This is a genomic window from Companilactobacillus metriopterae, assembly GCF_002762335.1.
Lineage (GTDB): Bacteria > Bacillota > Bacilli > Lactobacillales > Lactobacillaceae > Companilactobacillus > Companilactobacillus metriopterae.
On the sequence record NZ_CP024610.1, the window covers coordinates 1,161,200 to 1,180,920 of the forward strand.

Sequence of the window (19,721 nt, forward strand, 5' to 3'; positions counted from 1 at the left end):
CAGCTCCTTTGTAAAAAAAAATCCCTCACTATTATCTCATTCGACAATATGTGAAGGCCTAATAAACTTATTCTTCTCGTTTTGCTTCTTCAATTTTTTCTGCTTCTTTTTCTAGCAAGATTGAATCTGGATCAATTTCAATTTTGTCATCAGCAATTTCTTCGAATGCACGTCCAATTGTTCTTGGTGATTTATAATCGTTTAACAACTCAATATCACCGTTCTCTAATTCATGTGCTCTCTTAGCTGCAAGAACTGCTAGAGAATATCTTGAACCAACTCGTTCTAGTAATGTATCAATAGATGGGTGAATAATCATATTTAATTATCTCCTATAATTTTTTTATATTTATCAATAACTCTTGGTACTCTTAAGTGTTCACTACGAATAATTTCTTCGATTTTTTCTACAGCCAAAGGAATTTCATCATTAACCACAGCATAGTCATAGTGCTTCATCATTTCAATCTCACTTTTTGCTGTTTCCATTCTTCTATCTATTGTAGCAGAATCATCTGTTCCACGACCTGTTATACGATCCCTAAGTGAAGAAAGATCTGGTGGTGTTAGGAATATATAAACTCCATCAGGCATCTTTTCTCTAACTTGCATAGCACCGTTAACTTCTATCTCTAGGAGTACATCGATACCGGCTTGTAGTTTCTCGTTAACATATTTTAATGGTGTTCCGTAGTAATTACCAACGTAATTAGCATACTCCAACATGCCATCATTTTTTATCTCATTTTCAAATTCTTCTTTTGTTCTAAAGTAATAGTCAACACCATCTTGTTCACCAGGTCTCATATTTCTAGTAGTCATTGAGATTGAATAATCGAATTGAACAGATGATTTTTCTAACATAGCTTGTCTAACTGTACCTTTGCCGACACCTGAAGGTCCAGACAAAACTATCAACATTCCTTTTGATGACATTTTTTTCCCTACTTATATTTATTATGTTATATATCATGCAATAAAAACACTAATTTTTCAAGGACTAAAGACCTTTGAAAAAAGTTATTAAGAAAATCTAAAGGTAAATTTGCGTATACGAACAATCGTTCGTATACTGTGGATACACAAACAAATGTTCGGGGGATATAAATAATGCAAATGAAACAACCTACAACTATGAGCTTTGCAAAGAACATAATTTCTAGTACAACTAACTTTATCGACAAAACTTTAGACTTCAATCTAAACTTTGATGACAATAATCTAAAACAAATGCCAGCAGAACAAATTGAAATATTTGCTCAACAAAGTTTTTCTAATGGATATAATGTTTTGATTACTTTCACAAATAATCAAAAGATAACTGGCCAAATTACAAAGAAAATTAACGAGAGAAAATTTATTTTAACTAATAAATCTAGTAATTTGCTACAAATTTTAGATTTAGAAATGGTTAAGTCAATTAATCTAATCTAATTTTTTTCGTTCATCTTTTGCTAAGTTCAACAACTCTTCAGCATGTTCCTTAGTTACATCCGTGATTTTAGTCCCAGCAAGCATCAATGAAATAGCGTCAATCCTCTCAGGATCGTCTAATAATGAAACTCTAGTTTGAGTTTTATTACTGACGGTCTCTTTTTTTATCAAAAATTGTTTATCTGACATTGCAGCAACTTGTGGTAAATGTGTGATACATAGAACTTGAACTGACTGAGAAACTGTATATATTTTATCACCAATTGACTGTGCAACTTTACCACTTACACCAGTATCAATTTCATCAAAAATAATTGTTTCTACATTCATCTTAGTTGCAAGGATAGTTTCAAATGCAAGAATCACACGAGACAATTCACCACCTGAAGCAACCTTTACCAATGGTTTAAAATCTTCTCCAACATTAGTTTTTAGTTCAAAACTAACCAGATCCAGACCATTGTTATTAATCTGACTGTCTTTTAATCTTTCAAATTTCACTTTGAATCGTGCATTTTTCATTTGTAATTCTACAAACTGTGAATTAATAGATTTTTCTATTTTTTTGGCAGTTTGCTTACGTAATTCAGATATTCTTTCAGCATCTGAAATTAACTTTCTTTCTTTTTTAGATAAATCTTCCTTGAGTTCATCTAAATTACGATCTCCTAAATCCAACTGAGACAATTCTTCATGTGCAGATTGTCCATATTGAATTATTTCATCTAAAGTAGGACCATACTTTTTCTTTAATTCATCAATAGCTAATAATCTTTTTTGAATTTCCTCTAAACGAGATTCATCAAAGTCTAAACTATCAATCAAATTAGAGATTGTTGTCAGATCATCTTGCAACTGGTAGTATGCACCATCTAAAGATTGAAATAAACTAGAGTATTCTCTATCTAATTCACTAATAGATTCAACATTTGATCTGACAGTTCCTAGCGTATCAACTGTACCTACATTATTTTCAGAAAGTAGCTGATAACTTTCATTTAAAGCGTTGCTGATTCTTTCGAAATTTGAAAGACGATTCTTTTCTTCATCTAAGGTTACGTCTTCATTTTCTTTCAAATTTGCACCATCAATTTCTTCAATTTGAAATTTCAACATATCAATTCTTTGTGCAACACTTTGTGCATTCTTTTGAAGCAAATCTAGTTTTGCTTTCTGCTTATTATATTCTGAATAACTGACTTGATAATCTTCCAGTTGTTTAACCAAATCATCATCATTATATCTGTCTAAAATTGTTATGTGATTATCTTCAGTAAGAAGTTCTTGTTGTTGATTTTGGCCGTGAATCTCTACTAAAAACTTTCCAATATTTCTTAGTGAATTAGTGTTTACTAAAACTCCATTTATATGACAAACATTGCGCCCTTTGTGGTTTATTTCTCGATCAATTATAATGCTATTGTCATCATGCTCAATACCCATTTCATCCAAGATAGACAATGATGGATTGTTCTTAGAAATATCAAATAATCCCTGTACTTTAAGAGATTCTTCACCTGTACGAATGAAATCTGTCGACGATCTATTACCAACAATCAATCCTAAAGCATCAATTATAATTGACTTACCAGCACCAGTTTCCCCTGTTAGAGAAGTCATACCAGTATCGAAATTGATTTTCAATTCACTAATAATTGCAAAATTATTAATGATTAACTCTTTTAACATAAATACACCCTACTTCAAATCAGAATAAGCTCGTTCCATTGTATCTTCGATTGATACTGATTCTGAGATAGAACCTTCTACCTCAGATTCTGGTTTTTGAATTTCCATAAGAAACTCAATATTACCTTCTCCACCCTTAATTGGTGAAAAATCTAATCCTTCTACAAGAAATCCTGTCTTCTTTGCAAATTCGGTAATTTTCTCTAAAACCATTTTATGAACTTTTGAATCTCTAACAATTCCATGTTTTCCAACATTTTCAGGACCAGCTTCAAATTGTGGCTTAATTAAACATACAGCATGTGCACCTGTCTCGATAATTTCAAACATTGGTGGCAATATTAATTCAAGTGAGATAAAAGAAACGTCAGTCATTGCAAAGTTTGGACGTCCTTGATCAAAATCATCTGGTTTACTATATCGAAAATTAACTCGTTCCATAACTATAACACGTTCATCACTTCTAAGTTTCCAAGCTAATTGGTTATATCCTACGTCTAGTGCATAAACTTTTTTTGCTCCATTTTGTAATGCAACATCGGTGAATCCACCGGTTGACGATCCGATATCCAAACAAGTTTTGTCAGTTAAATCGATATTAAAGGATTCTAAGGCCTTTTCTAACTTATACCCACCACGACTAACGTATTTACTATGAGCACCTTCAACAACATGTAGAATGGTTTCTTCATCAATTTTTTCTCCGGGCTTATCATATCTTAAATTATCTTGATCATATACTTGCCCAGCCATTACAGATCTTTTAGCCTGTTCACGTGATTCAAAAAAATTCTGTTCTACAAGTAAAACATCAACCCTTTTTTTAGCCAAAAATATATCTCCTACTATTTAAAATAATCTAAAAAACTAACTAATAGATTCTTATCAAATTTTTCTTCTTTTAAGACAGCGTTTAAAGCATCTTTTACATATTCAGATAACAGATCTTCACTTTCATTGATACCTAATAAATTGGGAAAAGTATTCTTATTTTGATCTTCACCATTTTGAAAATCATCTATATCATCCTTTATCTGAAAAGCTAACCCAATTTTCTTTGCATACTCTACCAAATTAATAGATAGCGAGTGATCAGCTGTAGTTGCTCCCATAGTCACAGATGCAACAATCAGATCACCAGTCTTCTCATTATGAAGTTCTACTAATTCATCAAAACTGAGTTTTTTGTTCTCACTATCCATATCTTTTACTTGACCTGCAACCATTCCCATAGGACCTGCATTATGTGAAAGGACACGAATAGCCGCCATACGACGACTTGCATCTAGCTTAGATTTGGATATCCAATAAAATGCTTGAGTCAATAATGCATCCCCTGCAAGTACCGCAATTGCTGCGTTAAATTTTTTATGAACAGTGGGTTTACCACGTCTAATATCTGAGTTATCCATTTCAGGCAGGTCATCATGAATTAGTGAGTATGTATGGATTAACTCTATTGCACCTGCAAGATCAAAATATTCGTTGAGATTTTCAAACTTAATACCAGAAGAGTAAACAGTTGCAAGCATCAACATAGGACGAACTCTTTTACCACCTGAATTAACGGCATACAACATAGCTTCACGCAAATCAGGTTGTGTTACATCTTTTGTAATTTGGCTATTCAAATATTCATTAAAACTTGGTAGTAATTTATCTCTAAACTCTAAAAAGTTAGTAATTTCCATTTTAGTCCTCTTTTGTAGTGATTTCTGGCATGTCTTTTAGTGTGCCATCTTCGCTCATAACCTTAGTTACTGTTGCTTCTGCTTGATCCAAAGTTGATTGTAGTTCTTTGCTCAAATCTATACCTTTTTTAAAATTGTTCATTGCCTCTTCTAAAGGAACATTTCCCTCTTCAAGATTTTTAACAATATCTTCAAGTTCAGTTAGATTTTCTTCAAATGTCTTTTTCTTTTCAACCATGTTTTAGTCCTCTTCTACTGAAATAATTTCAGTTTTAGCATTACCGTCTATAAATTTTAAATTCAACTCATTACCAACTTCAACTTGCTTAACCGAAGTAATGATATTTTGATCTTTATCTGTAGAAATTGTATATCCTCTTGTTAGTGTCTTCAAGGGACTCAATGAATCAAGTGAGGCAATATCCCCTGCAAATTTGTTTTTTTGTAAATTAATTAATCTATTAACCGAGCTAATCATATTTTGCTTACTGTTTAAAATTAATTGGCGATTTTTTTCAATATCATTAAGTGGTGTTTGATTTTTTAAACGAACATCTAACAAGTTTGTTCTTTCTTTATTGTTTCGAATTTTCTCCGAAACATTCTGACTTAAACGTTTAATTAAACTATCAAGTTTCTGTAGATATACTTCATATATTCTTTCAGGATGCTTCAGAAATACGCTTTGAGAGCTTCTGTCCAATAACTGCTGTTTTGATTTGATTAATCTTGTTTCACTATTAAATAATCTTGATTTCAAATCATTAATCTGACTTAATAGTTCAATCAATTCTGGAGTTGCTATTTCAGCTGCGGCTGTTGGTGTTGCTGCTCTAACGTCTGCAACAAGATCTGCAATTGTAGTGTCTGTTTCATGTCCAACAGAAGAAATAACTGGTATATCACTGTCCAGAATGGCCCTTGCAACTCTTTCGTCATTGAATGGTGCTAGATCTTCTATAGATCCTCCACCACGACCGATGATAATCGTATCAAAATTGCCATCTTCTTTTATATGCTGCAACTGACTTACGATGGTGTCTGCTGCATTATCTCCTTGAACCTGTGCTGGGTACAAGATTATTTGTACTATTGGAAATCGACGATGTGTAGTCGTCATAATATCATGGATAACAGCACCAGATTGACTGGTTACAACCGCTATCCTACGAGGAAATTGTGATATTTCTTTCTTAGGAAGGTTGAAAACTCCTTCTTCTAAAAGTTTTTTATTTAATTTTTCCAATTCTAGATAATATTTACCTAAACCGTCAGGTTGCATTGAATCAACATATATCTGATAAGTTCCACCAGGTTCATATAGTGAAATACGTCCCTCAACAAGAACCTTCATACCTTCTTCTGGTTCAAAATTTAACTTAGCAAAACTATTTTTAAACATTATCGCTGAAATCTTGCTTTTATCATCTTTTAAAGAAAAATATTGATGTGAATTAGGTCTATTTCTAAAGTTAGAAATTTCGCCGACTAAATAAACCTTACCTAAGTATGGATCAACATCAAATTTACGTTTAATGTATTGAGTTACTGCTGAAATCGATAAATATTGAGATGTATCTGGCATGCTATCTTCTTTCTGCTAGTGTTATTACTTGGTCCATTAGTGCTGTGATAGTCATTGGTCCCACTCCACCGGGAACAGAACTAATATATGAAGTTTTAGAACTTACATCGTCATAATCAACATCACCGCATAGTTTTCCGTCTTCATCACGGTCCATGCCGACATCTACAACAACAGCTCCTTCTTTGACAAAATTAGATTTAACAAATTTAGCTTTACCAATAGCTACGATCAAAATATCCGCTTGACTAGTAACTTCAGGTAAGTTTTTTGTTCTAGAATGAGTCATAGTAACTGTAGCATTACGTTCTAAAAGCATAGCTGAAACAGGTTTTCCTACTATGTTACTACGTCCAATAACTACAGCATTCTTTCCTTCAATTTCTATATTGTAAAAATCAAGCATCATCAAAATACCTGCTGCTGTAGCAGGTAATGTATTGGGTTGACCTATCCATAAATTTCCAACATTTTCTGGTGAAAATCCATCAACGTCCTTTTTAGAATCAATTGCTTTTATTACTTTATCTTCATTAATATGATCAGGTAATGGTAACTGTACAATAAAACCATCTACCGTATTATCATTATTCAATTCTTCAATTTTATTTAGAAGAGTATATTGAGAAACATCAGATTCAAAATGAATCAAATCAAAATTAACTCCTAATTTTTCAGCTCTTTTTTGTTTATTTCGAACATAAACAGAGCTAGCTCCACTGTCTCCAACTAAAATAACTGAAAGTCCAGGTATTATACCTTTTGCTTTCAATTCAGAGACTCTTTGCATCATCTCTTGATCAAGTGTATTTGCGACTTCTTTACCATTTAACTGTTTCATCATTTTCACCTAAAAAAGGCCGGTACTACTGTACCAGCCTCTATCCTTCAACAAAATTTGATAAAATTCCATTAACAAAAGATTTTGAATCTTTATCGCTATATTCACCGGCAATTTCAATTGCTTCATTAATTGCAACTTTTTTAGGAACTTCTAAAGAATTTTCCATTTCAAAAAGACCGACTCTCAAAATTGCCAAATCAATTCTTGAAAGTCTTTTAACTGTCCATTTATCCTTAAGATATTTAGATATCTCACTATCTAGTTCATCTTTCTTCTCAATAGTTCCATTAACAAGAAAATCTAAATAACTTGGTATCTTTTCGTCAGCTTCATCTGACATATCCATGACAGTCTCAATAGCAACGGAAGAATCTTCTTCTGTTGTTTCCATAGAGAAAACTGCTTGTACTGCTAATTCTCTTATTTTATGTCTATTCATTACAACACTATTCCTTACTATCTGAGATTACACGCTCAATAGTTTCGTCTTTTTTAGTAATTAATCCAACAACATGAACATTGACTTGATTTAATTCTAAATCAGTCATGAATGAAAGTTGTTCAATAGCTATTTTCTGAATTTCTGTTGAAACTTTAGGGATTGAAACTCCATATTCAAGATATACAAATATGTCAGCAGAAATATTATCACCATTAAATTTGACATCAACACCCTTACCATGGTTGATGATACCAAATAAAGAATTAATACGATTTGATAATGTACCACGCATTTCATATACACCTTCAACTTGACTAGTGGCAATTCCCAATATAATCTCAAGAACTTGATATGAAATCTCTGCGTTGCCTTCGACGCTTCCGATATTTTCTTTTAGTGTTACATATTTTTGATCTGCCATAGTTTCAATCCTCCTGACATTTAGTTACTAAGCACGTGAAATATATGAACCATCTTGTGTATTAATAGTTAGTACATCACCTGCATTAACGAAAAATGGAACATTAACTACAAGACCTGTTTGCATTGTAGCTGGTTTTGTACCACCAGATTGTGTATCACCCTTAATTGATGCTTCAGTTTCTGCAACTTCAAGATCAACAGTGTTTGGTAAATCAACACCAATTGTCTCACCATTGTACATCATGATACTAACTTCCATATTTTCTTTAAGATAGTTAAGCTCTGATGTAATTACTTCTGCAGGAAGTGATAGTTGTTCATATGTATTCATATCCATGAACACGTGATTTGTTCCTTCAGCATATAGATATTGCATTTTTTTAGTTTCAATTTGTGCCTTTTCAACCTTAGCAGTTGATCTAAATGTCATTTCTTGAACAGCACCAGTTCTAAGATTTTTTAATTTAGAACGAACAAAGGCTCCACCTTTACCAGGTTTAACATGTTGAAATTCGATAACTCTCCAAATACCATCTTTAACTTCAATGGTAAGACCGTTTTTGAATTCATTAACTGAAATAGACATACTATAAATTCTCCTCAAATTGATATAAAAACATTTAATACTATTATATTACCAATAATTACATAACAATCGCAATAAACATAGTTAATTATATAAAAAAAAGAGGACATTGTCCTCTCCAAAAGATTAATATACTGAAACTTTCTTTTTGTCGCGTCCCATTCTTTCGAATTTAACAACGCCATCTGTAAGTGCAAATAGAGTATCATCTCCACCGCGACCAACGTTTTCACCTGGGTGAATCTTTGTTCCACGTTGTCTATAGATAATTGAACCAGCTTTGATAGCTTGTCCATCAGCACGCTTAGCACCTAGTCTACGACCAGCTGAGTCACGACCATTTGATGTTGAACCTCCACCTTTGTGGTGAGAGAAGAATTGTAAATTCATTTTTAGCATAAGTATATTCTCCTAATCGAATTTGATTGTGTCGTCTGTTACGGAAACTTTTATATTATCTTGATAGCTATCTTGGATATCAACCAAAATATAATACAAGTTTTCCAATAGTAATGAGGTATCATGTGATACTTCACTAGTAATCTGGCAACCTAGATGGCCACCATTAACCTCGTCAAGAACAACTTGAAACTGAGATTTAGTAAGTTTCTCCAGATTATTCATAGTACCAATAGATATCGCGGATACTGCTGCACACACCAAATCTTGCCCATAGGGACCTGACTCGGCATGACCAGTAATAATGAACGAATCATACTGATCTAAGTTATTCTGGTGAAATTTAGCGATTATCATTAGCCTTTGATACTATCAATAACTACTTTAGTAAAAGGTTGACGATGACCTGTCTTTGTATGTGAATGCTTCTTAGGTTTGTATTTGTAAGTAACAATTTTCTTGTTCTTACCTTGTTTTTCAACTTTACCTGAAACTGAAGCTCCCTTAACAAAAGGATCTCCTACTTTCACACTATTGCCGTCAGAAACAAGGATTACTTCATCAAAAGTAACTGCCTTGCCTTCTTCAACGTCAAGTTTTTCAATATAAATTGCGTCATTTTCAGCAACTTTATATTGTTTACCACCAGTTTTAATAATTGCGTACATATGTGTACACTCCCTTACTCAGACTCGCCAATCAGGTGCTATGCTTGGATACCTGATTTGAGCGGTTGTAGATGCAATGTGATTGCAACTAGTAAAATATAGCAAAATTCCACGTAATAATCAACAGTTGATTGAGTATTTCTGGTTTTTATAATTGTATAATTAACTTATAATAAAAATAAATATTCATAATTAACCATTGACTATGTTAAAGGAAAAATACCCATGAATAAAAAAAAGTCAATCCGTGAAAATATTGTTTTTAAGTATATATACTTTATTACTACAATACTACTTGCATTAGTGTCTATTATACTACTTATCTTAGATTACTCTGGAAAAATAGATTTAAACAAACAACCGTATTTTTTTGTTGATCAATTAATACTTGTCATCTTTACTGTAGATTATATTGTAAGATTCATTATTTCAAAAAACAAAAAACAATTCTTCAGAAAAAATATTTTTGAGTTACTTGCTATCCTGCCATTCAGCACAATCTTCTACTCTTTTAGACTTGTAAAGATATTTAGATTTGCAAAATTTTTGCAACTAAATCAGGCATTTCAAATTCTTAGAATTTTTGGTTTCTTGGGTAAATTTCAAAAAAGTGTCAAACGTTTCCTTAATACTAATGGATTCATATACATTATGATTGCCGGGATAATCTTAATGTGTTTTTCAGCCATCGTATACTCTTATGTTGAAAATATTAAACTTTCAACTGCATTTTGGTGGGCTATTGTTACCACTACAACCGTTGGTTATGGAGATGTGGTTCCGCATACCGGAATAGGTAGATTTGTTTCAGCAATTCTTATGATTATTGGTATCAGTTTCCTTGGAATTATTACCAGTGCAATAACTAACTTTGTTACCAATAATGAAACTGAAAAATCCGACGAAAAAATTGATAAAGTAATTGAAAAACTTGAATCATTGGAGAATCAAAACGCAAAGCTAGAAAAAGAATTATCAGATATTAAATCAAAAATAGATAAATAAAAAAACTCGTACATTATGTACGAGTTTTTATTTATTATTAAAAGATTGTGCATGAAGCATCCAAGAAACACCATATTTATCTTCGAATGCTCCCATTTTTCCACCCCAGAATTGTTCCTTATAAGGCATAGTAATTTTTACTTCGTTAGATTTTTCTAACTTAGCAAAGAATTGATTTGATTCTTCTAAACTTTCAGCATCGTCGCTATTTACTTCTAGGTTCAAAGTAATTCCATTAGTAATTTTTTCACCTGTTGTAAATTTATCTGCTGCGTAAAGTCTAGATCCTAATATTTCAAGTTCAGAATGCATTGTTAGACTATTCAAATCCACTTTAGATGGATCAAAACCAAATTGACCAGCTTGTTCTTCACTAGGACTTAATCTAGTAATAATCTTTGCTCCAAATACTTCTTCATAATATTCCAGTGCTTCTTTTGCACTATCAAAGGCGATATAAGGTACTAATCTTGATTCCATAATTGGTTTCTCCTAAGTTTTAAATAAATGCTAGTAATACCAAATGTATTGTAAAGCCCCAAACCATATGGCCTAATGCTTCAGAAAAATGTTCTTCCCACGGTTGTTTCCAAAATGGCGGTACAGTTTTCAACATTGGCATTAAAATAATATGATACACAATCCAGATTATTAATCCGAAAATTGTTCCCATTCCTATACTTATAATTGGAAAGTATATAAAAATCCAACAATAAAGCACAGAAAAAAATATTGAAAATGCAAAATGCATAATTAAGCTAACCCAAGGAATTTGTAGTCCTGAATAACTGTATGTCAAATGAGTAATTCGATAAGGAACACCCATCTGCTGCAACATCTTTTGTGGCGGATTTGTTTCATTTCTTTCGTCAGTTCTAGGTGGAAGAATGACCTCCCAGCCTAATTTAACAATTCCTGAAATGATACCTGCTGTTATTCCGATAATTAGAATAGATATACTCATCATTTATACTAATCCTTAAACTTAACAGCAGTACCATATGCAACTACTGACTGCATATCTGTTCCGATTGAACCAGAGTCAAATCTCATCATCACGATGGCATCTGCTCCCATTTCTTTTGCATTATTGCGTAATCTTTCTACAGCAGTATCACGAGATTCTTCTAGCATTTTTGAATATGCTTTTATCTCTCCCCCAACAACATTTTTCAAAGATGCACCAATGTTACTAAAAACATTTTTTGATTGTGTTGTTAGACCGAAAACTTCACCAATAACTTCATATTCCTTACCAGGAACTTTTTCAGTGGTTGTTACTAGTATTTCATTTTGCATATTAATACCTCCTAAAATTATAATATCTAAATTATATATTAATAATTTATTTTGAACAAAGTATTGTTATTATATATACTAAGTCTTAGAAATGGAGCTGAAATTTATGGCAGACAAAGAATTTGATTTGAACAATATTAATCCTTTAGATATATTTGGAGATATTTTTGAAGAGGCATCTATGGACTACATATGTCCCAATTGCCAAGCAAAAATTGCTGCAAAGGACTTAAAAGACAAGTGCCCTAATTGTGGTACTGATATTGAAATAGAAAAAAGATAATAGGAGTATACAAATGCCTCAAGAAAAACCTTTCTATAAAACTGCATGGTTTTGGACTTTAATAGTTGCTATTTTAGTTATTATTGGTTTCTTTACTGGTGTAAAAATTCATAACCAAAAAGAAGCTGACAAACGCGAAGCTGCAGCAAATGCATATAAAGTAACATATTCAGATTACAGTAAAATCAAAGTAGGTCTTACTGATGGAGATAGCGCAGATAAAGTCAAAAAAGATTTAGGTAAAACATCTACAAGTAATGTTTCAAAAGCCACAGGCACTGAGATTGCTACATATTCTTGGAACAAAGTAAAAAACGGTGATGTTGGTTCAAATATTGCGGTTACAATTACTGATGGTCATGCAACAAATAAAACAATCAGTGGTTTAAAGGTTAAACGTGATAAGAAAATAAATCTAAAACAATACAACAGCGTTAAAGTAGGTGCTGGTTATAATGATACTTTAGATAAACTAGGCAAACCAAACTCTTATTTAGTTACCATCAATAAAGATGGCACAACAACAAAGACAATTGGCTACACATCTGGACTTAATGGTGGAGATTCTGCAATGATTCTTCTTACATTTAATGACAATCGTCTTAGTGATAAATCACAACTTTCACTTAAATAATCAAAAGCACATCCTAAGATGTGCTTTTTTATTTTGACAAAATTTATTTTTGATTAGAAAAAGATTAGTATTTTCTAATCTTCTGTTTTACAATTAAAATATTAAACGAGAAAGGTAATTACACATATGGACAAAAGTATTTTAAAATCTGAAGATTTTTATTTAAACCCTGATCGACAAATATCTATAATTGATTTTAATAAAAACTATGTAAATAATATTTTTCAACTAGTTAACAGTAAGGCTTTAAAAAGATTAGTACGCTTGTACCTTGAAAATCAAAAGCACTCTAGTCCTAAACATTTAGAGAATCAAGGGGCTGATATATACATATCTACACTTAAAGCAATATTAGTAGATGATAAACCGAATTATTCTCAGTTTGATGATGATGAAATCTTGCAAAGTATTGAAGATTTTTATTCATTCTATAGAGCATATCTAAGAATTTCTGTAGTAAACTTGCATAACAGTAGCATTGTTTCAAAAGAATTCATTGATATTGACGAAAAATTCAATGAAATTGTTATTCAACTTTATAGAACAATTGAAGAGAAAGTCCAAGGATTTAAAACTAATACTTTCCGACAAGTTAATGCTGGTACAAACGCTAGTATCCTAACTCAATCCATAGAATGGGATACTCCTGCAAAATATAATTCATTAAAATCTATACAGTTTCTGAACACAATGATGCTAAAACCACCCCTAATGATGCATACAAAAAGTAACAAACGTGAAGGAACTTTTACAGCAGTGGATTACAATCCTATTGATCATTTCAATGGTGAACGTGATGAATGGTTCTGCTACCCTGCCCTAATTGGCGAAAGTTTAGCATTTATATACTTCCATCGTGATTATTTTGTGAGTGGGCTTGCTCTAGCTAACCTATTTAAACTTGCTGATACTTCAAAAATAGCAGGACAAAAGCCTGATTTAATTCTATTGTTTGGTATGAAAGAAACTGAAGGTCAAGTTAGTCACTTCCACCATGATACTGAAAACGACATCTGGGTTGGTGAAGTTCCATATAACGACAAAACTACTTATTTTGGTTATATGAAAAAAATGTGTCTGACTTTGCACAACCTACATATGATTTATACTGGCAATTTACCAATACACGGATCAATGGTTCGCATTAGTTTTTCAAACGGTAAACACAAAACAGTCGTCTTCTTTGGTGATTCCGGTGCTGGTAAATCAGAATCCATCGAAGCACTTCAAGAAGTCGCTGACGATAAGATTAACAATATAGAAACAATTTTTGATGATATGGGTAGTTTTTCATTTGATGAAAATGGAAATATCTATGCACAAGGTACCGAAACTGGTGCCTTTGTGAGACTAGATGACTTAAGCAATTCAGTAGCTTTTAATAATATGGATCGAGGTGTTTACCTAAATCCAGAGCTACAAAATGCACGTGTCATAATACCTGCAAATATTCATAAACGTGTTATTGAACATCACAACATCGACATGTGGGTCTATGCAAACAATTACGATAATGAAATTGGATTACATAGATTCGATGATATTAATCAAGCAAAGAATACTTTTGTTTCAGGCAAACGCAAAGCACTTGGAACAACTGATGAAGTTGGTATGACTACTACCTTCTTCTCAAATCCATTTGGTCCTGTACAAGAACCAGAAAAAACACAACCTATTATCGATAAAGTCTTCGACAAATTATTTGAAGACAATATATATGTAGGAGAAATTTACACTCACCTTGGTAATGACAAATCCAAAGATAGTCTAAATGAATCCGCAAAAGAATTATTGAATGAACTTTATAATAATTAAAAAAATCCTAACTGAATCTATATTCAGTTAGGATTTTTTATTAATAACTAATCGCACGATTACTTTGAGTTGCCCAATTTTTTATGAATTCATTTATATCCATTTGTGTTGTTTGATTAGTCCAACAATCATTATAGTAAATATACTGAGTGTCATAACCTGTAATAACTAGCGCATGATATGGCAATCCGTGCAAGGTATTCCATGTAACAACAGGTTTACCTATACTAATTTGGTATTTAATAGCATTTATATCGTAGCCTGTTAAATCTTTAGCAGATCCAGTGTAGTGTTCAACTAAATTCATTAAAGCATTTGGAAAGATTGTAATACCAGTACTATCCCAAGGTTGACCAATATACCCATAATTAGGATCACTACTTCGTGGCATTTCTCGAGCCAACTGCATTTTTATCAACATTAACGCCTGCGTAATTAAGCATCATTGTTATAGCAGTAATTTCACAGCCGTTTGGCAGCTCAGGATTTTGATTAATCAGGGGAACTCCTGTTAGCCAATTATAGGCAGGAACATCAGTAGAGTTAGTTGATACAACAAATTTTTCGGGCAACCAGACATCGTTTCCAACCTCGTACCACCAACCGTCGTTTGCCTTCTGCTTCTCATTAACAATCCAACTTGTTCCAGTTGCAAGATTAGTACCGTTGTATATAGCATTTTCTCCATATCCATTATATGAATGAACCTCTGCTCCGTGTTTATAAACAACAGTGACAATTTCTGAACTTATTGTACTATCGGATTGTGTTTCAGCGGATTCTTGTATCGCTTGTGTATTATTAGATTGTGTGTAAACTGAATTAGTATTTGACAAATCATTATTTGAATTTACATTTACTGATTCAGTATTGTTACTTACTGAATTTTGAATATCATCTGTTTCAGTTTGTTGACTGACAGAAACGTCTGTATCTGTTGTGCTAGCATTAACCTGCTTTACAGATGTTGCTAGTAAGATAGCAGTAAGTGCAACAAATGAATATGATAAAATTCTATTTATTTTCATTAATTTATCTCCATATATTTATAAAATTCGACAATTATAATTTTAAACATTAAATTTGTTTAATCAATAGACGATAACAAAATATTTTATCAATAAAAAAGAGCTGACATCCGTCAACTCTTAAAATTTATTTATTTATAATAGTATTGCCATATAGATGTTCTCCTACTGGAACATACACACCATTAGTTATCTGAACTAAATTTCTATATACTGTTCTATCTGGTTGGCCATATTGATCAATAAATCTAATTACATCTCCTGCTTTCCAAACGGTACCAGCTACTACAGAACTAACTCCACCCAGAATTATCTTATTCTCACTATCAAATACACGATATGAATCCACAACAGATACTAATGCACCATTGGGGCTAGTAAGATCTATATCATCAATGTTTACATATCCATCTGTACATACTCGATAGTATTCAGAAAGATTATTGTTTGAATCTAGAAAGGTAATTATTTTATCTGTATACCATGCTGAATTTGCTGAAACTGCAAAATTTTTAATTAAATTTCCGTTGTGATCATATACAGGAACTATTTTATCTCTTGTATACACAATATTAACATCAGAAGGAAAATTCATATCTTCTGTCACACTGGGGTTAATAGTTGCTGCGGACACACCATTACTTAAAAACAATATGAAGAACATAGATAATGATAATCCTATTAATAAATATTTTTTCATGTATATACTCCCCTAAATAATTTATATATTACATAAATTATTTATTGATAACAACATAGTTATTAACTAATTTTACAAGCTCCTGAATACTGCAGACATCGATTAAAATTTACTTTAAAAGATTATAGAAACTAAAAAATCCAACCTATAAAGGTTAGACTTTTTATTAGAACTTATTTCTTATTAAGGAGAATGTGGGATTCGAACCCACGCGCGATTTGACTCGCCTAACGGTTTTCTAGACCGTCCCCTTCAGCCGGACTTGGGTAATTCTCCATTGCAAAATTTATTATACACAATTAGTTTTAAATTTTACAATTAAAATAAAAAAATACCTGCCATTAGACAGGTATTTTTCTATTTGTAAATTGGATCTGGTTCATGTGTTATTCTACTTCGAATATCTCGTCTGAATATTTCAATTACCCATGCCCACACGATGTGACCTAGTGCTTCTGAGAAATGTTCTTGGAATGGTTGATCCCAGATAGCTGGAACTGTCCCAAATAATGGCATTAGGATTAAGTGGAATGCGATCCAAATAACTAATCCATAGACAGTACCTTGTCCCCAAGTAATTTTCGGAAATTTCTCGGCAAGAATACAATATAGTAATGCAAAAGTTATTGAAAATCCAAAATGCATTATAAAACTTACCCATGGCATTTGTTGTCCTGAATAAGTATACGTTAGATGCGTAAAGTGTGATGGAAATCCAATTTGTTGTGGTAATTCTTGTGGTGTGTTTGTTAAATTTCTAGCAATTGTACGTGGTGTCAATAATACTTCCCAACCAAGTTTTACAATTCCTGAAATGATACCACCTAGAATACCTGCTGTAAAAACAGCGTACCATTTTCTGTTCATAATAAACTTCCTATGTTAATAAATACAAAGATTATTTTACTATAATAGTGAAATAATTATCAATAGAAAATAAAAAGACATCCCTTACATGGGATGTTTTTTATTACTTTTACTACGATTAAAACATTGAATTACCATTCTTTGAGCTTTCTGGAATCGTTTGAAGTACGTCGAAATGTTCGACAATTTTACCATCTTCATCCAATCTAAAAATATCCATTCCTGCCCAATTGGCATCTCCTGGCCAAATTTGTTCACAATGAAGAACTACATAGTTATCTTCAGCAATAACTTTATGAATTATAACTTTTTTGCCAGGATACTCTTTTGCCATTCTTTCAAAGTATTTAATGAATTCTTCCTTGCCATCTCCCACTTCTGGATTATGTTGTATATAAGTATCTCCAACATATAACTCCACAGCTTCACGAGGTTTAGAATCATTGAACATCATTTTATAAAAATTTTGAACATTTTCTTTATTCTTCTCTAGATTTGACATAATCTACCATCCAATATTTAGTAATAACAGTAAGAATCATACATTAGTGCTTTTTAAAAAACTATCAATAAGTTTATAACAAATAAAAAAGCTTCCATTAAGGAAGCTTTTTACTATTTAATATCATCTATATTCATATCTAACGCTTTAGCAACTCTTGTTCCATAGTCAGGATCAGCGTCATAGAATTGTTTGATTTCTAATTTTTTAATTTCATCTGATTCTACTTGTCCTAGATTCATTTGAATTGTTTCAATCAAACGATCTTTTTCTTCATCACTGAACAATCTGTATAAATCTCCAGCTTGCGTATGGTAATCAACATTATGGCTATAGTCTTGACTTCCAGCTTCACCTGAAACTTCAAATGAATGTATATTTGCTTCTGGAACTTCTTTTGGACCATCAAAACCATTTGGTTCATAGTTATCCTCAGAACCTTGATTATCAGATTTCATATAACCATCTCGTTCATAGTTATGAACCGAAACAACAGGTTTATTTGATGGTAAATCTTCAAAATTAACACCCAAACGGTATCTTTGAGTATCTTTATATGAGAACAATCTACCTTGAAGTAATTTATCTGGTGATGGTTCAATTCCAGGAACCATATTTGCTGGAGAAAAGGCAGCTTCTTCGATATCTACAAAGTTGTTAGTAGGATTTTCATCCAAAACAAACTTACCTACTTTTTGAAGAGGATAGTCTTTGTGTGAAACTACCTTTGTTATATCAAAAATATCCCATTTATATTTTAATCCTTCTTCATAAGGGATGACTTGAACATAGACGCTCCATGAAGGGAAATCACCATTTTCAATTGAATCGTATAATTCGTTTTGAAGATAATCTGAATCTCTACCAGCTAACTCACCAGCAAGTTTATTTGAAATGTTGTGAACACCTTGATCTGAGATAAAGTGGTACTTAACCCAGAATTGTTCCCCTTCTTTATTAACCCATTTGAATGTATGAGATCCGTAACCATTCATTGTTCTATATGATGCCGGTAGACCTCTGTCACCCATTAGATATGTTACTTGATGTACTGATTCTGGAGAATGTGACCAGAAGTCCCATTGTCTCTCTTGTGTTCTTTTATTTGATTTAGGATCACGCTTTTGTGAATGAATAAAGTCTGGAAATTTTAAAGGATCATTTACAAAGAATATTGGAGTATTATTACCCACAATATCGTAATTACCTTCTTGAGTATAAAATTTAATTGAAAAACCACGAACATCTCTTGGTGTATCAGGATAACCTTTTTCACCAGCTACTTGAGAAAATCTAACCAAAACTGGTGTTTTTTTATCATTGCCATTGAAAACATCTGCTTTAGTATATTTGCTCATATCATTTTCCAATAAGAAATATCCTTTGGCACCTGCACCCTTAGCATGCACAACTCTTTCTGGAATTCTCTCTCGATCAAAATGAGCAAGTTTTTCTAGTAGATTATAATCTTGAATTAAAACTGGTCCTCTAGCTCCTGCAGTTTGTGAATGTTGATTATCCGCCCAAGGTTGTCCTGTTTCTGTGGTTAATTTTTCTGCCATTCTATTTTCCTCCAATATCAAATTAAGTACTATTCCAATATAGTACTCTCACTGCTATCTGCAATTAATAAGCTCATGATTAGTTAGTAATTATCTGATATACTTAAAGAAATATAAAAATAAGGATTAATGCTATGTGGTTTCTCTTTCTATTTTTTATTTCTGTTTGTCTAACAACCTTTTCTTTTCTTCATACAAACGGAACTTTAGGTGCAAAAGACATGCGAAATACCTTGATATGGGGAACTTTAATGATTATCTTTAC

28 protein-coding genes, 1 tRNA gene and 1 other annotated feature are annotated in these 19,721 nt (G+C 32.1%); of the genes, 5 read left to right on the plus strand and 24 right to left on the minus strand.

Translation table 11 applies throughout. From position 1 onward, the window contains the following. Nucleotides 1-67: 67 nt before the first annotated feature. Both rpoZ and gmk read right to left on the minus strand, forming a co-directional pair. A complete protein-coding gene (gene rpoZ / locus CS873_RS05705) occupies nucleotides 68-319 on the minus strand; it encodes a DNA-directed RNA polymerase subunit omega (protein WP_099974911.1) in 252 nt (83 codons plus the stop codon). 2 nt (nucleotides 320-321) lie between these two features. Beyond that, nucleotides 322-936 (minus strand): guanylate kinase, encoded by a 615-nt coding sequence (gmk, locus tag CS873_RS05710; RefSeq protein ID WP_099974912.1) that lies wholly within the window; start codon nucleotides 934-936, stop codon nucleotides 322-324. Between the two features lie 174 nt (nucleotides 937-1,110). Between gmk and CS873_RS05715 the strand changes: the two genes are divergently transcribed. Beyond that, nucleotides 1,111-1,434 (plus strand): hypothetical protein, encoded by a 324-nt coding sequence (locus CS873_RS05715; protein ID WP_099974913.1) that lies wholly within the window; start codon nucleotides 1,111-1,113, stop codon nucleotides 1,432-1,434. On the opposite strand, the gene recN is transcribed toward CS873_RS05715, so the two are convergent. The 12 genes from recN to rplU form a co-directional block, all read right to left on the minus strand. After that, nucleotides 1,426-3,123 (minus strand): DNA repair protein RecN, encoded by a 1,698-nt coding sequence (gene recN / locus CS873_RS05720; protein ID WP_099974914.1) that lies wholly within the window; start codon nucleotides 3,121-3,123, stop codon nucleotides 1,426-1,428. The two genes, CS873_RS05715 and recN, sit on opposite strands and share 9 nt — an antisense overlap. 9 nt (nucleotides 3,124-3,132) lie before the next feature. Further along, nucleotides 3,133-3,954, minus strand: a complete 822-nt coding sequence (locus tag CS873_RS05725; protein ID WP_099974915.1) for a TlyA family RNA methyltransferase — start codon at nucleotides 3,952-3,954, stop codon at nucleotides 3,133-3,135. Between the two features lie 14 nt (nucleotides 3,955-3,968). After that, a complete protein-coding gene (locus tag CS873_RS05730; protein WP_099974916.1) occupies nucleotides 3,969-4,814 on the minus strand; it encodes a polyprenyl synthetase family protein in 846 nt (281 codons plus the stop codon). Between the two features lies 1 nt (nucleotide 4,815). Next, a complete protein-coding gene (locus CS873_RS05735; protein ID WP_099974917.1) occupies nucleotides 4,816-5,052 on the minus strand; it encodes an exodeoxyribonuclease VII small subunit in 237 nt (78 codons plus the stop codon). A gap of 3 nt (nucleotides 5,053-5,055) precedes the next feature. Continuing rightward, nucleotides 5,056-6,399: an exodeoxyribonuclease VII large subunit gene (xseA, locus tag CS873_RS05740; protein WP_099974918.1), complete on the minus strand. Its 1,344-nt coding sequence runs from the start codon at nucleotides 6,397-6,399 to the stop codon at nucleotides 5,056-5,058. Nucleotide 6,400: 1 nt separating this feature from the next. After that, a complete protein-coding gene (locus CS873_RS05745; RefSeq protein ID WP_099974919.1) occupies nucleotides 6,401-7,243 on the minus strand; it encodes a bifunctional 5,10-methylenetetrahydrofolate dehydrogenase/5,10-methenyltetrahydrofolate cyclohydrolase in 843 nt (280 codons plus the stop codon). Nucleotides 7,244-7,280: 37 nt separating this feature from the next. After that, the gene (gene nusB, locus CS873_RS05750; RefSeq protein ID WP_099974920.1) at nucleotides 7,281-7,682 is read right to left on the minus strand and encodes a transcription antitermination factor NusB; all 402 of its coding nucleotides are present in this window, start codon (nucleotides 7,680-7,682) and stop codon (nucleotides 7,281-7,283) included. Between the two features lie 7 nt (nucleotides 7,683-7,689). Further along, nucleotides 7,690-8,106: an Asp23/Gls24 family envelope stress response protein gene (locus tag CS873_RS05755; protein WP_099974921.1), complete on the minus strand. Its 417-nt coding sequence runs from the start codon at nucleotides 8,104-8,106 to the stop codon at nucleotides 7,690-7,692. Nucleotides 8,107-8,133: 27 nt separating this feature from the next. Next, a complete protein-coding gene (gene efp, locus CS873_RS05760; protein ID WP_099974922.1) occupies nucleotides 8,134-8,694 on the minus strand; it encodes an elongation factor P in 561 nt (186 codons plus the stop codon). 126 nt (nucleotides 8,695-8,820) lie between these two features. After that, nucleotides 8,821-9,093 carry a 50S ribosomal protein L27 gene (gene rpmA, locus CS873_RS05765; RefSeq protein ID WP_099974923.1) on the minus strand — a complete coding sequence of 91 codons (273 nt, stop codon included), beginning with the start codon at nucleotides 9,091-9,093 and terminating at the stop codon, nucleotides 8,821-8,823. Nucleotides 9,094-9,105: 12 nt separating this feature from the next. Next, complete coding sequence (locus tag CS873_RS05770; RefSeq protein WP_099974924.1) at nucleotides 9,106-9,450, minus strand: ribosomal-processing cysteine protease Prp; 345 nt, start codon at nucleotides 9,448-9,450, stop codon at nucleotides 9,106-9,108. Further along, on the minus strand, nucleotides 9,450-9,761 hold the full coding sequence (rplU, locus tag CS873_RS05775; RefSeq protein ID WP_099974925.1) for a 50S ribosomal protein L21: 312 nt from the start codon (nucleotides 9,759-9,761) through the stop codon (nucleotides 9,450-9,452). Before rplU ends, CS873_RS05770 begins: the two co-directional genes overlap by 1 nt. Before the next feature lie 10 nt (nucleotides 9,762-9,771). Beyond that, nucleotides 9,772-9,838, minus strand: a sequence feature (ribosomal protein L21 leader region). Nucleotides 9,839-9,986: 148 nt separating this feature from the next. On the opposite strand from rplU, the gene CS873_RS05780 reads away from it, so the two are divergent. Beyond that, nucleotides 9,987-10,766: an ion transporter gene (locus tag CS873_RS05780; protein WP_099974926.1), complete on the plus strand. Its 780-nt coding sequence runs from the start codon at nucleotides 9,987-9,989 to the stop codon at nucleotides 10,764-10,766. A gap of 27 nt (nucleotides 10,767-10,793) precedes the next feature. Here the strand turns inward: CS873_RS05780 and CS873_RS05785 are convergent, their stop codons facing one another. Genes CS873_RS05785 through CS873_RS05795 form a run of 3 tightly spaced genes read right to left on the minus strand, consistent with a single transcriptional unit; the run spans nucleotide 10,794 to nucleotide 12,065 of the window. After that, on the minus strand, nucleotides 10,794-11,246 hold the full coding sequence (locus tag CS873_RS05785) for a VOC family protein (RefSeq protein ID WP_099974927.1): 453 nt from the start codon (nucleotides 11,244-11,246) through the stop codon (nucleotides 10,794-10,796). Between the two features lie 19 nt (nucleotides 11,247-11,265). Beyond that, on the minus strand, nucleotides 11,266-11,730 hold the full coding sequence (locus CS873_RS05790) for a YagU family protein (RefSeq protein WP_099975348.1): 465 nt from the start codon (nucleotides 11,728-11,730) through the stop codon (nucleotides 11,266-11,268). Nucleotides 11,731-11,738: 8 nt separating this feature from the next. Beyond that, nucleotides 11,739-12,065, minus strand: coding sequence for a heavy metal-binding domain-containing protein (locus CS873_RS05795; protein WP_099974928.1), 327 nt, complete (start codon nucleotides 12,063-12,065; stop codon nucleotides 11,739-11,741). Nucleotides 12,066-12,171: 106 nt separating this feature from the next. Between CS873_RS05795 and CS873_RS08045 the strand changes: the two genes are divergently transcribed. From CS873_RS08045 to CS873_RS05805, 3 genes are all read left to right on the plus strand, one after another. Beyond that, entirely contained in the window at nucleotides 12,172-12,348 is a 177-nt protein-coding gene (locus CS873_RS08045) for a prepilin peptidase (protein WP_138108140.1), read from the plus strand. Nucleotides 12,349-12,361: 13 nt separating this feature from the next. After that, nucleotides 12,362-12,982, plus strand: a complete 621-nt coding sequence (locus tag CS873_RS05800; protein ID WP_099974929.1) for a DUF3862 domain-containing protein — start codon at nucleotides 12,362-12,364, stop codon at nucleotides 12,980-12,982. A gap of 126 nt (nucleotides 12,983-13,108) precedes the next feature. Then, nucleotides 13,109-14,797 (plus strand): hypothetical protein, encoded by a 1,689-nt coding sequence (locus CS873_RS05805; protein ID WP_099974930.1) that lies wholly within the window; start codon nucleotides 13,109-13,111, stop codon nucleotides 14,795-14,797. Nucleotides 14,798-14,837: 40 nt separating this feature from the next. On the opposite strand, the gene CS873_RS08250 is transcribed toward CS873_RS05805, so the two are convergent. The 7 genes from CS873_RS08250 to CS873_RS05835 all read right to left on the minus strand — a co-directional run bounded on the left by CS873_RS08250 (nucleotide 14,838) and on the right by CS873_RS05835 (nucleotide 19,456). Further along, nucleotides 14,838-15,188, minus strand: coding sequence for a C39 family peptidase (locus tag CS873_RS08250; RefSeq protein ID WP_245823048.1), 351 nt, complete (start codon nucleotides 15,186-15,188; stop codon nucleotides 14,838-14,840). After that, nucleotides 15,175-15,825: a C39 family peptidase gene (locus CS873_RS05810; RefSeq protein WP_245823049.1), complete on the minus strand. Its 651-nt coding sequence runs from the start codon at nucleotides 15,823-15,825 to the stop codon at nucleotides 15,175-15,177. Before CS873_RS05810 ends, CS873_RS08250 begins: the two co-directional genes overlap by 14 nt. A gap of 127 nt (nucleotides 15,826-15,952) precedes the next feature. Further along, a complete protein-coding gene (locus tag CS873_RS05815) occupies nucleotides 15,953-16,525 on the minus strand; it encodes a hypothetical protein (protein ID WP_099974931.1) in 573 nt (190 codons plus the stop codon). 186 nt (nucleotides 16,526-16,711) lie between these two features. After that, nucleotides 16,712-16,801: transfer RNA gene (locus tag CS873_RS05820), tRNA-Ser, on the minus strand. 81 nt (nucleotides 16,802-16,882) lie between these two features. Further along, nucleotides 16,883-17,392: a YagU family protein gene (locus CS873_RS05825; protein ID WP_099974932.1), complete on the minus strand. Its 510-nt coding sequence runs from the start codon at nucleotides 17,390-17,392 to the stop codon at nucleotides 16,883-16,885. A gap of 118 nt (nucleotides 17,393-17,510) precedes the next feature. Continuing rightward, nucleotides 17,511-17,894 (minus strand): nuclear transport factor 2 family protein, encoded by a 384-nt coding sequence (locus CS873_RS05830; RefSeq protein WP_099974933.1) that lies wholly within the window; start codon nucleotides 17,892-17,894, stop codon nucleotides 17,511-17,513. Between the two features lie 113 nt (nucleotides 17,895-18,007). Then, nucleotides 18,008-19,456, minus strand: coding sequence for a catalase (locus CS873_RS05835; RefSeq protein ID WP_099974934.1), 1,449 nt, complete (start codon nucleotides 19,454-19,456; stop codon nucleotides 18,008-18,010). Nucleotides 19,457-19,721 lie beyond the last annotated feature (265 nt).

What these genes read in the sequence shown, in the direction of transcription:
- CS873_RS05730 (WP_099974916.1), bottom strand. Translation starts at nt 4,814, where the DNA reads ATGGAAATTACTAACTTTTTAGAGTTTAGAGATAAATTACTACCAAGT.
- CS873_RS05735 (WP_099974917.1), bottom strand. Translation starts at nt 5,052, where the DNA reads ATGGTTGAAAAGAAAAAGACATTTGAAGAAAATCTAACTGAACTTGAA.
- rpmA (WP_099974923.1), bottom strand. Translation starts at nt 9,093, where the DNA reads ATGCTAAAAATGAATTTACAATTCTTCTCTCACCACAAAGGTGGAGGT.
- CS873_RS05805 (WP_099974930.1), top strand. Translation starts at nt 13,109, where the DNA reads ATGGACAAAAGTATTTTAAAATCTGAAGATTTTTATTTAAACCCTGAT.
- CS873_RS08045 (WP_138108140.1), top strand. Translation starts at nt 12,172, where the DNA reads ATGGCAGACAAAGAATTTGATTTGAACAATATTAATCCTTTAGATATA.
- rplU (WP_099974925.1), bottom strand. Translation starts at nt 9,761, where the DNA reads ATGTACGCAATTATTAAAACTGGTGGTAAACAATATAAAGTTGCTGAA.
- CS873_RS05815 (WP_099974931.1), bottom strand. Translation starts at nt 16,525, where the DNA reads ATGAAAAAATATTTATTAATAGGATTATCATTATCTATGTTCTTCATA.
- CS873_RS05755 (WP_099974921.1), bottom strand. Translation starts at nt 8,106, where the DNA reads ATGGCAGATCAAAAATATGTAACACTAAAAGAAAATATCGGAAGCGTC.
- rpoZ (WP_099974911.1), bottom strand. Translation starts at nt 319, where the DNA reads ATGATTATTCACCCATCTATTGATACATTACTAGAACGAGTTGGTTCA.
- CS873_RS08250 (WP_245823048.1), bottom strand. Translation starts at nt 15,188, where the DNA reads ATGCCACGAAGTAGTGATCCTAATTATGGGTATATTGGTCAACCTTGG.
- xseA (WP_099974918.1), bottom strand. Translation starts at nt 6,399, where the DNA reads ATGCCAGATACATCTCAATATTTATCGATTTCAGCAGTAACTCAATAC.
- CS873_RS05835 (WP_099974934.1), bottom strand. Translation starts at nt 19,456, where the DNA reads ATGGCAGAAAAATTAACCACAGAAACAGGACAACCTTGGGCGGATAAT.
- nusB (WP_099974920.1), bottom strand. Translation starts at nt 7,682, where the DNA reads ATGAATAGACATAAAATAAGAGAATTAGCAGTACAAGCAGTTTTCTCT.
- CS873_RS05790 (WP_099975348.1), bottom strand. Translation starts at nt 11,730, where the DNA reads ATGAGTATATCTATTCTAATTATCGGAATAACAGCAGGTATCATTTCA.
- CS873_RS05795 (WP_099974928.1), bottom strand. Translation starts at nt 12,065, where the DNA reads ATGCAAAATGAAATACTAGTAACAACCACTGAAAAAGTTCCTGGTAAG.
- efp (WP_099974922.1), bottom strand. Translation starts at nt 8,694, where the DNA reads ATGTCTATTTCAGTTAATGAATTCAAAAACGGTCTTACCATTGAAGTT.
- gmk (WP_099974912.1), bottom strand. Translation starts at nt 936, where the DNA reads ATGTCATCAAAAGGAATGTTGATAGTTTTGTCTGGACCTTCAGGTGTC.
- CS873_RS05800 (WP_099974929.1), top strand. Translation starts at nt 12,362, where the DNA reads ATGCCTCAAGAAAAACCTTTCTATAAAACTGCATGGTTTTGGACTTTA.
- CS873_RS05825 (WP_099974932.1), bottom strand. Translation starts at nt 17,392, where the DNA reads ATGAACAGAAAATGGTACGCTGTTTTTACAGCAGGTATTCTAGGTGGT.
- CS873_RS05785 (WP_099974927.1), bottom strand. Translation starts at nt 11,246, where the DNA reads ATGGAATCAAGATTAGTACCTTATATCGCCTTTGATAGTGCAAAAGAA.
- recN (WP_099974914.1), bottom strand. Translation starts at nt 3,123, where the DNA reads ATGTTAAAAGAGTTAATCATTAATAATTTTGCAATTATTAGTGAATTG.
- CS873_RS05715 (WP_099974913.1), top strand. Translation starts at nt 1,111, where the DNA reads ATGCAAATGAAACAACCTACAACTATGAGCTTTGCAAAGAACATAATT.
- CS873_RS05780 (WP_099974926.1), top strand. Translation starts at nt 9,987, where the DNA reads ATGAATAAAAAAAAGTCAATCCGTGAAAATATTGTTTTTAAGTATATA.
- CS873_RS05830 (WP_099974933.1), bottom strand. Translation starts at nt 17,894, where the DNA reads ATGTCAAATCTAGAGAAGAATAAAGAAAATGTTCAAAATTTTTATAAA.
- CS873_RS05745 (WP_099974919.1), bottom strand. Translation starts at nt 7,243, where the DNA reads ATGATGAAACAGTTAAATGGTAAAGAAGTCGCAAATACACTTGATCAA.
- CS873_RS05770 (WP_099974924.1), bottom strand. Translation starts at nt 9,450, where the DNA reads ATGATAATCGCTAAATTTCACCAGAATAACTTAGATCAGTATGATTCG.
- CS873_RS05810 (WP_245823049.1), bottom strand. Translation starts at nt 15,825, where the DNA reads ATGAAAATAAATAGAATTTTATCATATTCATTTGTTGCACTTACTGCT.